This window comes from Candidatus Palauibacter sp. (assembly GCF_965222475.1).
GTDB lineage: Bacteria > Gemmatimonadota > Gemmatimonadetes > Palauibacterales > Palauibacteraceae > Palauibacter.
The window spans coordinates 667,325-680,869 of the sequence record NZ_CBDCUB010000001.1 but is presented as its reverse complement, the minus strand read 5'-3'; the positions used below and the strand labels follow the sequence as shown (position 1 = coordinate 680,869).

Sequence of the window (13,545 nt, the reverse complement as noted above, 5' to 3'; positions counted from 1 at the left end):
GCCATCCTTATGGAGACGGTCCGGACCTCGGGGAGACGGTCCGGGCCTCGACAGGCGGGGGCAACGTGAGTGTATTGCGGTTACGAATCAGGTGGGGCCTGCTCGCGGCGCTGACCCTGGCGGCGGGTGTCGTGCCGCTGGGGTCGATCTCGGCGCAGGAAGAAGCGGAACGGCGCACCGGCGAACTCATCGGCCAGGTGGTGAGCGCCTCGACCGGGCTCCCGATCGAGGGCGCCACGGTCCAGTTCATGGGGAGGTTGGCCGGCGCGATCACCGACGCCGGGGGGAACTTCCGGATCCCCAATGCGCCCGCCGGGAGCGACTCGCTCGAGATCCGTTTCATCGGCTACGAACCGAGCTACGCCGTCCTCGAACTTCAGCCCGACCTCACGACCCGGGTGACGCTGACGCTTTCCCGCACCGTCGTTCGCATCGCGGACCTGACGGTCGAGGTTCGGCAAACCCGCCGCGCCCGGAACCTGACCGGCTTCGTGGAGCGCATGGAGAAGGGGTTCGGGACGTTCTACACGCCGCGCGAGATCAGGACCCGGAACCCGCGACTCCCCAGCGATCTGTTGCGCGGCGAACCGAACGTCTCCGTCGGCCGCATCGAGTACGGGCGCGCCGAAGTCTATCTGGGGCAGGGGGCCCGGCTCGGGTGTCCGCCGGCGCTCTACCTCGACGGGATGTACCAGTCGGGGATGCAGTTCGACGATCTCCCGAAGGAGGACCTGGGCGCGGTCGAGGTCTACAAGCGCGACGTCGAGACGCCGATGGAGTTCCTGCGCACGGGCTCCACGTGCGGCGCGATCGTGGTGTGGACGCCGGGCGGCCCCGGCTTTCTGGACTGGGCCGGCGACCTCCCCGAGCCGTTCGAGTAGCCCCGATCCCGGGCGACCCGCGAGGGTTTCGTCGTCAGTCCCGCCCGCCCGCGGGCTCGCCGTTCAGGGACAGCGTCCATTCGAGTTCCATGTCCTTCCGGAGCGAATGGTAGACCGAGCAGTATTTCTCGAACGAGAGCATGACGGCGCGCCGCGCCTTCGCCTCGTCCACCTGCCCGGCCAAGTGAAACTCGAACTTCAGCCCCTTCACGTAGCGCGGCACCGTGTCCGAGCGACGGAACCGGGTCGTGACCAAGAGCGCGCTGAGGGGTTGGCGTCCCTTCTGCAGGATGTGGACGACATCGATCGCGGCGCACGCGGCGACCGCTTCGACGAGCAGGGCGACGGGGCTCGGGGCGACCCGCTGATCCCCGTCGATCCGCGTCTCGAAGCCGGCCCGTTCGGCCGTGAATTCGAGGCCGCCGTTCCAGCGGAGTTGCGTTTCTTCGCGGGTTTCTTCGAGGCTCATCACGCTCCCTCCGGCTGGAGACGAACGCTGCAAACATAGCCTCGCGCCGCTGAAACCGCTCCCGGACGGGGGGCGTACGGGTTCTTCAGGAGGTGCCACATGCTCGATTTCATTGGAAACTTTCTCTGGCTCATCGTCACGGGCGTGCTGTCCATCGGGGGGTACGTGACGATGAAGAAGTTCGTCCACCGACGCCTGCGCTTCGTCGACGGCGTGCACCGGCGCGGCGTTCCCGTCCTGGCAGGCGTCGCGGGCTGGGCCGTCGCACTGCCGGCCGCCGTTCTTCCCATCTTGAACCCGATCACCGCCATTTTGTTCGGCATCGGAATCGGGGCCGGGGTCGCGGCGGGCAGGCGCGAAATCAAGCGCCTCCCGAGCCCCTGAGTCACCAGGGGCCGCGGGCGCCTGCGGACGGCTGCGGGCGCGGCGTAGCGGCCGGGCCCGACGAACTCACCAGGCGACGGGACGCCACCGCGATCGTGTACACGCGCTGGCTGGCCGGCGACAGGATGTAGGCGCGCGCCCCATCGTCGGAGAAGAGGATCTCCCGTGGCTCGCCGGGCAGGTAGATCTCGCCGATCCTCTCCCCGGAGGCCATGGCCGCAACGGTGACGGTGCGGCTGGCTCGGTGCGAGATCCACGCCTCCTGTCGCCCGGCATGAAAGGCGATCCGCACGGGTTCCTCACCGCCGCTCGGGAACCGCCTCAACTCTCGAGGATCGTCGAAGTCGCCGAGCACGCTGATCGTGTGATCTCCGCTGTTCACGACCCACACTTCGTCGCCCGCCGGTGCGACCGCGACGCCGCCCGGCCGCCGACCCGTCGGGACCCGCCTCGACAGGACGGTCAAGCGGTCGATCACGGCGACGTCGTCCGACCCGGAATTCGTCGTGAACACGCGACGTCCATCGCGACTGACCGCAATGTCGGTCGCGCCCTCTCCCCCGGTCCTCCACAGCATCATGACTTCGCCGGTCCGCGCGTCGACCTCCACCACGCCGTGCTCCGTTTCGCTCGTCATCCAGAGCCGGGCCCCGCCCTCTCCGACCGCGATCGCACCGAGCTGCCGGTAGTCCCGCGGCTGGAAGACCGCGTGGACGCTCCGTGCTTCGAGGTCGATGACGGTCACCCCGCGCCTCAGAGACGGCGCGCCCGCACCTCCATCCGACGACAACGCGGCGCCCCGCCGCCCCGCCGGCTCGGGCTCCCAGGCGTAGCTCGTCACGTACGCGAAGCGGCCGTCCGGACTCAGAGCCACGCCGCGGGCGTCGGGGCCGGTGGGGAGGCTGGCCACGACGCGGTAGCGGAGGGGGTCCACCAGCAGCGCCCTCGGGGCCGCCGCGCCCGACGTCAGCAGGGGGATGAGCCGGGGGCCGCCTGCGGGACCTTCCGGGGAGAGCGTGCGCTGGGCGGCGACGGGAGTGGCGAGTGCGAGACCGAGAACGGGGATCGTGAGGGGAGCGTGAAGGAGTCTCGAGGTCGTCCGCACCGTCTTCCCTTCTTCCGCGGCGGGCACGGTCTCTGCCCGGGAGTTGGAGTGAGTCCCGGAAGCTTCGCGATGTCCACCTGAACTACCCGGCGCGGCGGGCCAGGTGCCCGGGCGGGCTTGTCCCGATCCTCCCATGGAACATTATGCCATCATGACCTTCTCCGTCGACCCCCATCGCCTCACGGCCGTGCTCGCGGACCTCGTTTCCACGGACTCGGTGAACCCGACCCTCGTGCCCGGAGCCCCGGGGGAAGCCGCGATCGCCGGCGTGACGACCCGCCACATGCGCGAGGCGGGGCTCACCGTGGACCGCTACGAACCGGAGCCGGGCCGCCCCAACGTCGTCGGACGCCTTCCGGGCACGGGGGGCGGTTCCACCCTCATGCTCAACGCGCACTACGACACGGTGGGCGTGGAGGGCATGGAGGATCCGTTCGCGGCCCGGGTCGAGGACGGCCGGCTGTACGGGCGCGGCGCCTACGACATGAAGGGCGCGCTCGCCGCCTGTATCGAGGCGGCGCGGCTCCTCCGGGACTCCGGAACCCGCCTCGCCGGGGACGTCCTCGTGGCCGCGGTCGCCGACGAGGAGTACGCGAGCCTCGGCACCGCCGACCTGGTGGCGCGGCGCGCGCGGGGCGAACTGGATTTCGACGCGGCGATCATCACAGAGCCCACCTCCCTGGATCTCTGCGTCGCTCACCGCGGCTTCACCTGGATCGAGATCACGACCCGGGGCCGCGCCGTCCACGGGAGCCGCTACCGCGATGGCATCGACGCGAACCTTCGCATGGGCCGCGTCCTGCACCGGCTGGAGGCGCTGATCGAGGCACTCCTCGCGCGCCCGGGCCATCCGCTGCTCGGCCCCCCCTCGATGCACGCGGCGCTCGTGGAGGGCGGGACCGGGATCAGCACCTATTCCCCGCGCTGCACGCTCCGGATCGAGCGGCGCACCGTGCCGCCCGAGACACAGGCCTCCGTGGAAGGCGAGATCTCGCGCCTTCTCGACGATCTGCGCGCGGAGGACCCGTCGCTGGAGGTCGAAGGGTCGACCTTCTTCCACCGCGAACCCTTCGAGACCACGCCGGAGGCGCCGATCGCGGCCTGCGTGTCGCACGCGGCTCGCCGGGTGCTGGGCCGGGATCCGGCGGTGATCGGCGATGCCCCCTGGATGGACTCGGCCCTGACGCAGGCGGCGGGGGTCGACTCGGTCGTGATCGGACCGGGCGGCGCAGGCGCCCACGCGGACGTGGAATGGGTGGACCTCGACTCGTGCGCGCGCCTCGCCGAAATCCTCGCCGAGGCCGCCGCCGACTACTGCCGCTGAAGGATCCCGATAGCCGTCACAGGCCCGGCTGACGTGCGGGTTCACCGGCCACGCTCTCGCACGGCGCGAGCGGCGAGAACAGGTCGGCCGAACAGAGGGCCGAAGTGACCCGGGCTGCGATCCAGCTTGTGATCAGGGGGTGCGGAAGGAAGCCCTCGGTCGGGGTGTATTCGAGACCTTCGAGGACCCCTGCGTAGGGGCCGAACCCCGATACGCGGTACGGGACCACCAGGACCCGGCGTCCGCGTTCGCCCATGTCGGCGACCGCCGCCCGGATCCCCCGCTCCGCCTCCGCCCTTGCCTCGGCCCAATCCTCCCTGAGGGTGGCCAACCGCACCTCGCCGTATCCCGCGGACCGCAGCGCCCGTGCACTCCGCTGCATGGCATCGAGGAGTTGCCGGTTCTCCGCCTCGGCTCCCATGCCGTGCGCGAGGAGCAGGAGGCCGGTCTCCGGCGGGTGTGGGCCGGCCGAGCCGGCACGGTCGAGGAGAATGCCCGTTACCTCGTCGGAACCCGCGAGACCTTCCCGCGTCAGCAGGATCCGGCCGCTCGTTGCAAGCGGGTCGAGTTCCGACCCGTCGACCATGCGGTGCCCCACCATCGCCATGCGCGGGGCGTCGGGGCGCAGTCCGAGGAGGAATTCCGTCGGGTGCAGAAAGGAGGCGCCCGAGACGAACAGTCGCACCACGGCCACGGTGTTGACCCCCTCATCCTCGAGGACATGCAGCGCGGCCTGCAGCGTGCCCGGGTCCGCCATGCCCAGAGCCAGCGCCACGGGGATCCGGTCGCGTAGCGGCTCGAGGGCGGCCTCTACCCGACCGTTCCAGTCCTCACCCGCCCCGTGGGCCATGACGAGAACCCCGGGACGAGTCTCGGCGGCGGCCGATGGCGGGTTGGCTTCCGGACCCGCGACAGGTTCGGCGAACCGGGGAGACACGTTCGCGGACGCGCATCCGCTCAACGCCCAGAGCACGGCGAGAGCAGCGTTCGGCGTACGCGTCCGGGGCAGGCGAGCGGTCATCTGGTTACCCCTGCGCTGATAGTGACACGGATACCGACAATGAGACTCGTTCTCATATAGGAGGATCGGAAGAAAAAAGTTCCCTCGCAGCGAACGTCGCAAGGATTGGCGGCGCTCTTCTCCGCTCGCGGGCAGGTTGGCGAAGATCAGGTTGGGCGCACCCGAATTCGCGGTGATGATCTCGGGGAAACCGTCCCCGTTCAGATCGCCGACCGCGACCCCGTAGGTACTGCAGTCCTCGCAGCCGAACCGGAACTCCTCCAACGGTTCGCCCGTCTGCGTGCCCCGGTTGAAGTAGTTCACCGATGTTGGCCACGACGACATCGGCGAAGTCATCGCCGTTCACGTCGCCGACCGCGACGCCGCGCGTCTCGTCGCTGCCGGTGCCGTAGACCGTGCGCCGATCGAAGACGCCGGAGTCGTTCCAGTGGATCGCGTTGGCCCCGCCGTCCCGGTTGGCGAGGACGAGATCCAGGTCCCCGTCCGCGTCGAGATCCGCCGCCGCGACATCGATCGTGGAGTCGTCCCCCGCCCCGAACGGCGTCCCCTCGTCGAAGGCGCCGGCCCCGTCGCCCCGGAAGATGAAGTTCTGCCGACCCCGATTGACGACGAGGATGTCCGTGTTCGCGTCGCCGTCCAGGTGCGCCAGAGTGAGACTCCGGGTCGAACTCGGAGTGCCGAAGGTGCCGCTCCTCTCGAAGCGTCCGGCCCCATCGTTCAGGAGCACGAGGTTACGGGTGCGATCGTTCCCGGTCGCGATGTCGAGGTCGCCGTCCCCGTCGAAGTCGGCGAGGGGGGCCGCGTACGTGCCGTCCTCCTCGTCCCCCAGCCGGCGGGCCAGCGTGAAACCCGCGCGTCCGTCGTTCAGAAAGATCCGGTTCTGCTCGGGCCAGTGGCGGCCGTTGGCGACGACGATGTCGAGCGCGCCGTCGCCGTCCACGTCGCCCAGACTGACCGAGGCCGAGAGCCGGCTCTCGGGACCGAGCGGGCCGAGCGGCCGGAACGTCCGCTCCTGCTGGCCGCTGACGCCGCGCGCGGTGCACGGAAGGGCCGCGAGGGCGCATAGGGCGAGGAGCGCGGGACTCCGCCGGGGCATCACGCGGAGCCGGGGCATCACGCGGCGCCGGTCCATGCAAGACTGCGCTCCCACAATTCCCGGGCCAGATCGGCATCGTACGCCTGCGCCTGGGCGCGGACTTCCTCCTCGACCTTGAAGTACCGTCCGGTCACGTCGTCGCGGGCGGGTTCCGCGACGAGCCGCATGACGGCGCGGCCTCCGACCTCGGGCCGGGTCAGCAAACTCCTGGTCATGCGCATCAGGAGACCCAGTGTACTCCGGTTCCGGCTCGCGATCCGCGTCCGGAGCGTCCCCGGGTGCAGGGTGTTGGCGGTGATCCCCCGGTCTTCCCACCTCCGAATCGACTCGAACGTGAAGAGGACGTTGGCCAGCTTCGTGTCTCCGTAGGACTTGAAGCCTCCCCTCCAGGCGTCGCCGCGCGCGATGGCTTCGAGCCCGGCCCGCCGCAGATCGCCGTAGCGGTGCGCATCGGAACTCACGTTGACGATCCGGCCGCGCCCGGCCGCGAGGCCGTCGAGGAGCAGGTGGGTGAGGAGGAAATGGCCAAGGTGGTTGGTCGCGAACATCATCTCGAAACCCTCCGGCGAGATCTCGCGGCGGTGCAGCCACACGCCGGCGTTATTCACGAGGATGTCGATCGCGGGCAGCCGAGCGGCCAGGCGCCCGGCGAGCGCCCGTACATCGGCCGAGCGCGACAGATCGGCGATTTCGAGGCGAACCTCGGCGCCCGCGGCGGCACCTGCCCGCCGCATCTCCGCCAGCGCCGCATCTCCGCGCTTGCGGCTGCGGCAGATCATGGTCAGGTCCGCACCCGCCCGGACGAGCAACTCCGCCGTTGATTTGCCGACACCGGAGTTCGCCCCGGTAACGAGGGCGATCTGTCCCTTGAGGCTCACTTGGTCGCCTGTGCCCATGGCTCCACTCACCGGGGGGGGGAGGGCGAAGGCCTGGAGTTTCGAATCGACCTGCCCGTCTGCGGAGGTCGCGACCACGACGAACTGCCGCCCGGCACGAGTGCGGTACGTCATCGGGTTGCCGCGCCCCAGGCCGCCGGCCAGATCGCCCCGCCACAGCGTGCGGCCGTCGCTCACATCCATCGCTTCGAGCCACGGCGTCCCGCCGGCCAGAAACACGATCCCGCCCGCCGTCACCAGCGGGCCCGAGGTCGTGCCGTGGCTCTGCGGCGTGCCTCCCATGGGGGGCAGGTCGAGCCCCGCCAGCGCCGGGTGCCGGCGGATCGCCGAGTCGTCCCCGAACGGACGCTGCCAGAGGTGCTCGCCCGTGTTGAGGTCGATCGCGGTGAGCGTGCCGTACGGCGGCTTGAGGATCGGAAGCCCGCCCGCCACCGAAAGGGTGCTCGCGAAGTTCGGCAGATAGTCCGCGTCGCCGGCGCCCGCTTCCCCCTCGGCGACCCGGGCGAGGAACGGGTCGTCGTACGCTTTCACGAACATGTGCCCGCTCTCGGGATCGATGGCGGCGGCGCCCCACCCCGCCCCGCCGATGAGACCCGGCATCATGATCGTCCCCTCGACCGAGGGCGGCGTGAAGATCGGACCCGTCCGGTGGCGGCGGAACACCTCAAGCGCTTCCGCCCTCAGTTCCGGCGTGAAGTCGATCAGGTCATCCTCGGTAATGCCCTGCCGGGAAAAAGGCGCCGGCCGCGTCGGGAAGGGCTGCGTCGGCCACGGCACCTCTCCCGGGACCGTACTCTCGGGCACGGCGCGCTCCTCGACCGGCCACACGGGCTCGCCCGTCAGGCGGTCCAGCACGTACGTGAACGCCGTCTTCCCCACGGCCACCACCGCGTCGATCCGCCGTCCGTCCACCTCGATCGTGACGAGGCCCGGCGGCGCGGGCAGATCGTAGTCCCACAGCCCGTGATGCACCGTCTGGAAGTGCCACACCCGCTCGCCCGTGCGCGCGTCGAGGCACACGAGCGACTCCGCGAACAGGTTCGCCCCCCGCCGGTGGCCGCCGTAGAAGTCGTTGTTCGGGGTGGAGACGGGCAGGTAGACGAGTCCCCGCTCGGCGTCCAGCGAGAACGGCGCCCATACGTTCGCCGAGCCGGTGTAGGACCACGACTCGTCCTCCCACGTCTCGACCCCGAGTTCGCCATCCTTCGGGATCGTGTGGAAGGTCCACAGCAACTCGCCCGTGCGCGCATCGAACGCCTGTACATCGCCGGGAGGGTTGTTCCGGTAGATCCGGTTGTCCGGGACCCCGCTGCCCACGATGACGATGTCCTCGAACACGACCGCGGGAGAGGTATTGGAGATGTGGAGCCGGTTCGCGTCCCAGGCGAGACCCTCGGTGAGGTCGACCTCGCCCCCGTCGCCGAAGCCCGGGACCGGCGCTCCGGTGGCGGCGTCGAGCGCGATCAGCCGCCAGCGGGTGTTGAGGAAGATCCGCCGCTCCCCACCGTCGCTCCACTGCGCGATCCCTCGGTGACAGAAGCGGCATCCGCAGTGGAGGTTCCCCCACTCCCGGGAGCGGGGATCGTAGCTCCAGAATTCCTCGCCCGTCTCCGCGTCGAGGGCGACGACGCGGTTGTAGGGGGTCGAGAGCCACATCGTGTCGTTGATGACGATCGGCGTCGCCTCGAACGCCCCCGGCGCCACCCGCTCGCCCTGGATGGGGCTGGCCGCGTCGGGGACCGGCGTCTCGCCCGTCTCCCATGTCCACGCCGCCTCGAGTTCGGTTACGCTGGAGCGGTCGATATCGTTGAGGGAAGAGTACTTGAGGCCTCCGGGATCGCCCCCGTACACAGGCCAGTTCTCGTTCGCGTACGCTGCGGCCGTCGACCCGCCTTCCACGGGCCGGGTCTCGGGCGCGCCGCAACCGACGAGGGCGAGTCCGATGACGAGCGCCCCGACTGCCGCCCGGGGCACGTGCACCCGGTCAGCCGTCCTCATCGACCGCCGCGATCACCTTGACCTCGATCAGCACACCGGGGCTGTACAGCTCCATCACACCTACCGGCCTCCAGGACGGAAGCCCCGGCAGGAACTCGTCCTTGGCCGGCCTCGGTGCACGTGAACGCGGTGGGAGCATCTCTACCTCACGGATGGTCGGAAACTGGAGTACGGGAGCCGGAATGTGCGGATAACGCGCGCGGCCGGCGAGTCCGGGACTACCGCCGGGCGCGGGCGTCGCCGTGGCGTCAGCCGGCGATCCGGGGAGACGGATTGTGCTCCCGGGCGTATTGGAGGCAGGCCTCCCAGTCCGCTTCGTAGAAAGCCCTGGCCGTCTCGAGTTGTTCGTCGGTGAGCAGCGGCTCGGGGCTCAGGACCCACTCCGGCGCCACGCGTCCGAGACCCACGCCGAGGTGCCAGGCGAGCCGTCGCGACCGCACCCGAAGCCAGCGACGCGCGGGGTGCTCGGACGCGTGGCGCCGTGTGAGCGGCCGGAGCCGGCCCACCTCCCGCAGGAACCGGTATTGCCTGTCGCCATACGAGCGGTTCACGGGGCGGAAAGCGATCTCCGTTTCGTCGTACGACGCCCCCACATAGTCGGCGATCGCGCGCACGCACTCCCGCGGATTCGCCACGAGCCGGTCGAAGAAGAGCACGAGCGGTCGATGCTCGAAGTGGTCTTCCAGAACGCGTATGCGTTCACGGAAGAGGGCCGAGGCCTGGGGACGGACCCCCTCGTCCCGCTCGAAATCGATGAAGCTCTCGAACGGGACGTAGCGGAGTTCCTTGATCTCCCGCAGGTACACCGAGCGGAGCCATCCGTCGTGGCGGCGGAGGATCAGGATCGGCCGAGCCGACGGCGCCGCGCGCGCGAACCACGTCACCGACGGCGTGAACTCGCGGTATCCCAACTGCCGCGACACGAGAACGGGGAGATCTCCGCCCCTGGCGATGATCCCGGCGCTCTTCCGGAACCGGTTGCGCGGCATGTAGCGCACGCCCCGGAAACGCGGGAAGACCTGCTCCTGCAGCCACCGGGACGCCGCCCTCCCCGCCCCGACGTGGAAATAGACGTCCGGCCTCATCGAGGCTCCGCCGAGCGACGGGGCCGCGGAATCCAGCGGGGAACGCCGCGGCAGTACGCGTTGAAGGGCTCGCCGAACGTGCGGCGCAGATCCGGCTCCTCCCTGAGAACGACGAAGGCGGTCAGCCACAGCCAGTAGGCGAGCGCGTACGCGAGCAGCCACGCAGACGAGAAGAACACGGCCTCGCCGAGGAGGACCAGCACGACGCCGAGCAGGAGCGGATGGCGCGTCTGCGCATACCAGCCGTCCTTCACGAGTACGGTGGGGACCACCCCCGGGACTGCGGACGTCCGCCTCCGGAGCAGGCGCGCGGCCGACCAGAGATAGAGGTAGACGCCGAAGCCTCCGAGCGCCGCACCGAGCCAGCGGAAGTGCCCGATGTCCACCGCGAGCAGCGGGAGGTCGCCGGTGCGCCGTACGCCAGGACGCACGCAGAATAGCAGCGATGTGACGCCGACGTGGATTCCGGCGTCTCCCGGTCGTCCGGACGAATGTACAAGCGCTTGGCTGCGGCCGGGACGATCTCGCCTGGCCAACCCCGAGGGATTGCCATGGACCACCGACGAGGCGTGGCGGGGGCGGCTCTGCTCGTATTGCAACTCGCCGCAAGTCCGATGGGCGGGGAGGCCCAGCAGGAGGACTGCCACGGCCGGGCCTCCCTGCGGATCGCTGTGCGAGACGAGTCCGGGTCGATTGCGATTCCCAATGCAACGGTCGTGCTGCGCTGGACGGAGGCGGAGGCGGTGCGGAGGCCTGTACGACAGCTCACTCAACCCGATGGCCGCCTGTTTCTCTGCGCGCCCGGGGAGACTCGGCAGGCTACGCTGTGGGCGGAGTTCGCCGATGCTTCGAGCGGGGAGGCCGTTGTCACCCTGGAACCCGGTGTTACGCGCGACGTCGAACTCAGACTCCTCGTCGCGTCGGGGAGGACCGGGAGACTCATCGGCCAGGTACGAGACGCCAGAACGGAAGACCCGGTGGCGGCGGCGGCGGTGTCGCTCACCGGACGTCCCGAGACGGTCCAGACCAACCGGCGCGGACGGTTCATCATGAGCGGCGTCCCGGTCGGCGTCTACGAACTCTCCGTGCGGCACCTCGGCTACGCGCCGCTCTCTCATCCCATCAGCGTATCGCTCGGCATCACCACCGACATCGAGGTGGGGCTGGTTCCGGACCCGGCGGAGATGGAGCCACTTGTAGCGACGGCAACGAGGGTGCGCCGGCTGGAAGTCAAGGGCTTCTATGAGCGAAAATACTGGGGAGAGCTGGTCAGTGGAGGCACCTTCTACACGGCCGCCGACATCGAGCGCCGCCGTCCCGTGCTCATCTCTCACATGATCTCGGATGAATCCGGGATCAAGCTTACCTGCGGAATCCGTCGTTCCAAGTGCCGATTGGTCAATACGAGACGGTCTGTCGGCTTCGCGAACGAAGACTGCGTGATGAGCATCTATCTCGACGGCTCCTGGATCAACCGGAATCCGCAAGATACGATCGACGACTTTGTCATACCGGTCGAGATCGCGGGCCTCGAAATATACAAGGGCGCCGCGTCGCTTCCGGCGGAGTTCGGCGGATACGCCTCCGGGTGCGGCGTCGTCGTGATCTGGACCAAATAGTCTCACACGTGAAGAACTCCGGAATCTCGCTGCGCCTAGCGGGACGGAGCGATACGTATCCGACGTCTCAGCCGTCGCGCAGGGCGTCGAGGAACACGTCGCCGTACTGCTCGAGCTTGGCGGGGCCGATGCCCGGGACGCGCAGCATGTCCTCCGGCGTGCGGGGACGGAGGTCGATCAGATCCCACAGCACCTGATCGCTGAACACGATGTAGGCCGGGACGCCGCGCGCGTCGGCCAGTTGCTTCCGCAGCGTGCGGAGACGCTGGAAGGTCGGGTCGGATGGCGAGCGGTCGGTTTCCACCGCAGCCGTCCGCGGCCGGGCACTAGAGGTCCGCGTCTTCCGCTTGAGGACGGGGAGCACGTCCACCAGGTCGGTCACGCCGACACCCGTGCAGACGTCGCACGACTCCCCGCACGCCTCGAACTCCTCGCCGAAGTAGGCGAGCAGCCCCCGGTGGCGGCACGCGTCGCGGTCCGCCAGGCGGAACAGGTCGACGGCCGCCCTGCGCTTCCCCTCACGGACCGTCGAGTCGTCGATCTCGTCGAGGAAGCGCTCGCGCACCTTCACGTCGGCCCACGAGTAGAAGAGGACGCAGTCGCTCGGCAGCCCGTCCCGCCCCGCACGTCCGATCTCCTGGTACCACGACTCGATGTCCGACGGCATGTCGCGGTGGATGACGAAGCGCACGTTCGACTTGTCGATTCCCATCCCGAACGCGATCGTCGCCACCACGACGTCGACCTCGTCCCGCGCGAACGCGTCCTGGTGCTCGGCCCGCGCATCGTCGTCGAGCCCCGCGTGGTACGGCACCGCGTCGACCCCCTCGCGGCGCAGGAACTCGGCCATCTGTTCGACGGCTTTTCGCGACAGACAGTAGACGATCCCGCTCTCGCCACGGTGGCGGCGGATGAGCCCCAGAATCTCGGCGCGCGTATTCCCCTCCCCCTTCTTTCGACACACGACGCGCAGGTTGGAACGGAAGAAGGACCCCTTGTATCCGTCGGGCTTCCGCATCCCCAGTTGGCGCAGGATGTCCGCGGCCACCCGGCGGGTGGCGGTCGCGGTGAGGGCGAGGATCGGCAGACGCTCGCCCCCGTTCTCGCCGATCTCGGCGGCTCTGGCGGCGAGGAGTTCGTCCCGCAGCCCCTGGAGCGCGCGGTAGGAAGGGCGGAAATCGTGTCCCCACTGGGAGATGCAATGCGCCTCGTCCACGACGATCAGCGACACCGGCGCCCGCCGCAGCCGCTCGCGCATGCGGGGCGACAGGGCCTCCGGCGCCAGATACACGAGTTCGTAGGCGCCCCGCTCGAAGCCGGCGAGCCGCCGCCAGCGCTCGTCGGGCGCGAGCGAGGAATTGATCGCGGTGGCCCGGAACCCGAGGTCGCGCAGCGCGTCGACCTGGTCCTTCATGAGGCTGATGAGGGGAGAGAGGACGACGACCGTTCCCGGCATGAGGCGCGCCGGGATCTGGAAGGTGAGCGACTTCCCCGCCCCGGTGGGCATGACCCCGATGCAGTCCCGCCCCGCCAGCACCGCGTCGATGATGTGCGCCTGCCCCGGCCGGAATTCGTCGTAGCCGAACACGTCGCGCAGGACGGATCCGGGGTCGGGGGTTCGGAGTTCGATCATGGCGGCAAACATACGACCAGTCTCGGCTCGCGGC

At 69.7% G+C, this 13,545-nt stretch carries 12 protein-coding genes and 2 pseudogenes; 4 read left to right on the top strand and 10 right to left on the bottom strand.

Annotated features, from left to right (window positions below):
- The first annotated feature begins 65 nt into the window (after nt 1–65).
- Nucleotides 66–881 carry a carboxypeptidase-like regulatory domain-containing protein gene (locus ACOQPP_RS02925; RefSeq protein ID WP_420635854.1) on the top strand — a complete coding sequence of 272 codons (816 nt, stop codon included), beginning with the start codon at nt 66–68 and terminating at the stop codon, nt 879–881.
- A 34-nt stretch (nt 882–915) separates the two neighbouring features.
- On the opposite strand, the gene ACOQPP_RS02920 is transcribed toward ACOQPP_RS02925, so the two are convergent.
- Nucleotides 916–1,350, bottom strand: coding sequence for an OsmC family protein (locus tag ACOQPP_RS02920; protein ID WP_419165681.1), 435 nt, complete (start codon nt 1,348–1,350; stop codon nt 916–918).
- 99 nt (nt 1,351–1,449) lie between these two features.
- Here ACOQPP_RS02920 and ACOQPP_RS02915 point away from each other — a divergent pair, with 99 nt between their 5' ends.
- Complete coding sequence (locus ACOQPP_RS02915) at nt 1,450–1,734, top strand: hypothetical protein (RefSeq protein WP_419165680.1); 285 nt, start codon at nt 1,450–1,452, stop codon at nt 1,732–1,734.
- Between the two features lies 1 nt (nt 1,735).
- On the opposite strand, the gene ACOQPP_RS02910 is transcribed toward ACOQPP_RS02915, so the two are convergent.
- Nucleotides 1,736–2,866, bottom strand: a complete 1,131-nt coding sequence (locus ACOQPP_RS02910) for a YncE family protein (protein WP_419165679.1) — start codon at nt 2,864–2,866, stop codon at nt 1,736–1,738.
- Between the two features lie 106 nt (nt 2,867–2,972).
- On the opposite strand from ACOQPP_RS02910, the gene ACOQPP_RS02905 reads away from it, so the two are divergent.
- The gene (locus ACOQPP_RS02905) at nt 2,973–4,163 is read left to right on the top strand and encodes a M20/M25/M40 family metallo-hydrolase (protein WP_420635853.1); all 1,191 of its coding nucleotides are present in this window, start codon (nt 2,973–2,975) and stop codon (nt 4,161–4,163) included.
- A gap of 16 nt (nt 4,164–4,179) precedes the next feature.
- Here ACOQPP_RS02905 and ACOQPP_RS02900 read toward each other — a convergent pair whose 3' ends face one another.
- The 7 genes and pseudogenes from ACOQPP_RS02900 to ACOQPP_RS02870 all read right to left on the bottom strand — a co-directional run bounded on the left by ACOQPP_RS02900 (nt 4,180) and on the right by ACOQPP_RS02870 (nt 10,690).
- Nucleotides 4,180–5,100, bottom strand: a complete 921-nt coding sequence (locus ACOQPP_RS02900) for a sirohydrochlorin chelatase (protein WP_420635980.1) — start codon at nt 5,098–5,100, stop codon at nt 4,180–4,182.
- A 270-nt stretch (nt 5,101–5,370) separates the two neighbouring features.
- Nucleotides 5,371–5,508: pseudogene (locus ACOQPP_RS02895) on the bottom strand (FG-GAP repeat domain-containing protein); the annotation flags it as partial.
- Nucleotide 5,509: 1 nt separating this feature from the next.
- A pseudogene (locus ACOQPP_RS02890) lies at nt 5,510–6,280 on the bottom strand (FG-GAP repeat domain-containing protein); the annotation flags it as partial.
- Between the two features lie 17 nt (nt 6,281–6,297).
- Nucleotides 6,298–9,174 carry an SDR family NAD(P)-dependent oxidoreductase gene (locus ACOQPP_RS02885; protein WP_420635852.1) on the bottom strand — a complete coding sequence of 959 codons (2,877 nt, stop codon included), beginning with the start codon at nt 9,172–9,174 and terminating at the stop codon, nt 6,298–6,300.
- A complete protein-coding gene (locus ACOQPP_RS02880; protein WP_419165675.1) occupies nt 9,161–9,313 on the bottom strand; it encodes a hypothetical protein in 153 nt (50 codons plus the stop codon). The genes ACOQPP_RS02885 and ACOQPP_RS02880 overlap by 14 nt, the downstream gene beginning before the upstream one ends.
- Nucleotides 9,314–9,422: 109 nt before the next feature.
- The gene (locus ACOQPP_RS02875) at nt 9,423–10,259 is read right to left on the bottom strand and encodes a hypothetical protein (RefSeq protein ID WP_419165674.1); all 837 of its coding nucleotides are present in this window, start codon (nt 10,257–10,259) and stop codon (nt 9,423–9,425) included.
- Nucleotides 10,256–10,690 carry a methyltransferase family protein gene (locus tag ACOQPP_RS02870; protein ID WP_419165673.1) on the bottom strand — a complete coding sequence of 145 codons (435 nt, stop codon included), beginning with the start codon at nt 10,688–10,690 and terminating at the stop codon, nt 10,256–10,258. Before ACOQPP_RS02870 ends, ACOQPP_RS02875 begins: the two co-directional genes overlap by 4 nt.
- A 120-nt stretch (nt 10,691–10,810) precedes the next feature.
- On the opposite strand from ACOQPP_RS02870, the gene ACOQPP_RS02865 reads away from it, so the two are divergent.
- A complete protein-coding gene (locus ACOQPP_RS02865) occupies nt 10,811–11,878 on the top strand; it encodes a carboxypeptidase regulatory-like domain-containing protein (RefSeq protein WP_419165672.1) in 1,068 nt (355 codons plus the stop codon).
- 67 nt (nt 11,879–11,945) lie between these two features.
- Here the strand turns inward: ACOQPP_RS02865 and ACOQPP_RS02860 are convergent, their stop codons facing one another.
- Entirely contained in the window at nt 11,946–13,523 is a 1,578-nt protein-coding gene (locus ACOQPP_RS02860) for a RecQ family ATP-dependent DNA helicase (RefSeq protein WP_420635851.1), read from the bottom strand.
- Between the last annotated feature and the right edge of the window lie 22 nt (nt 13,524–13,545).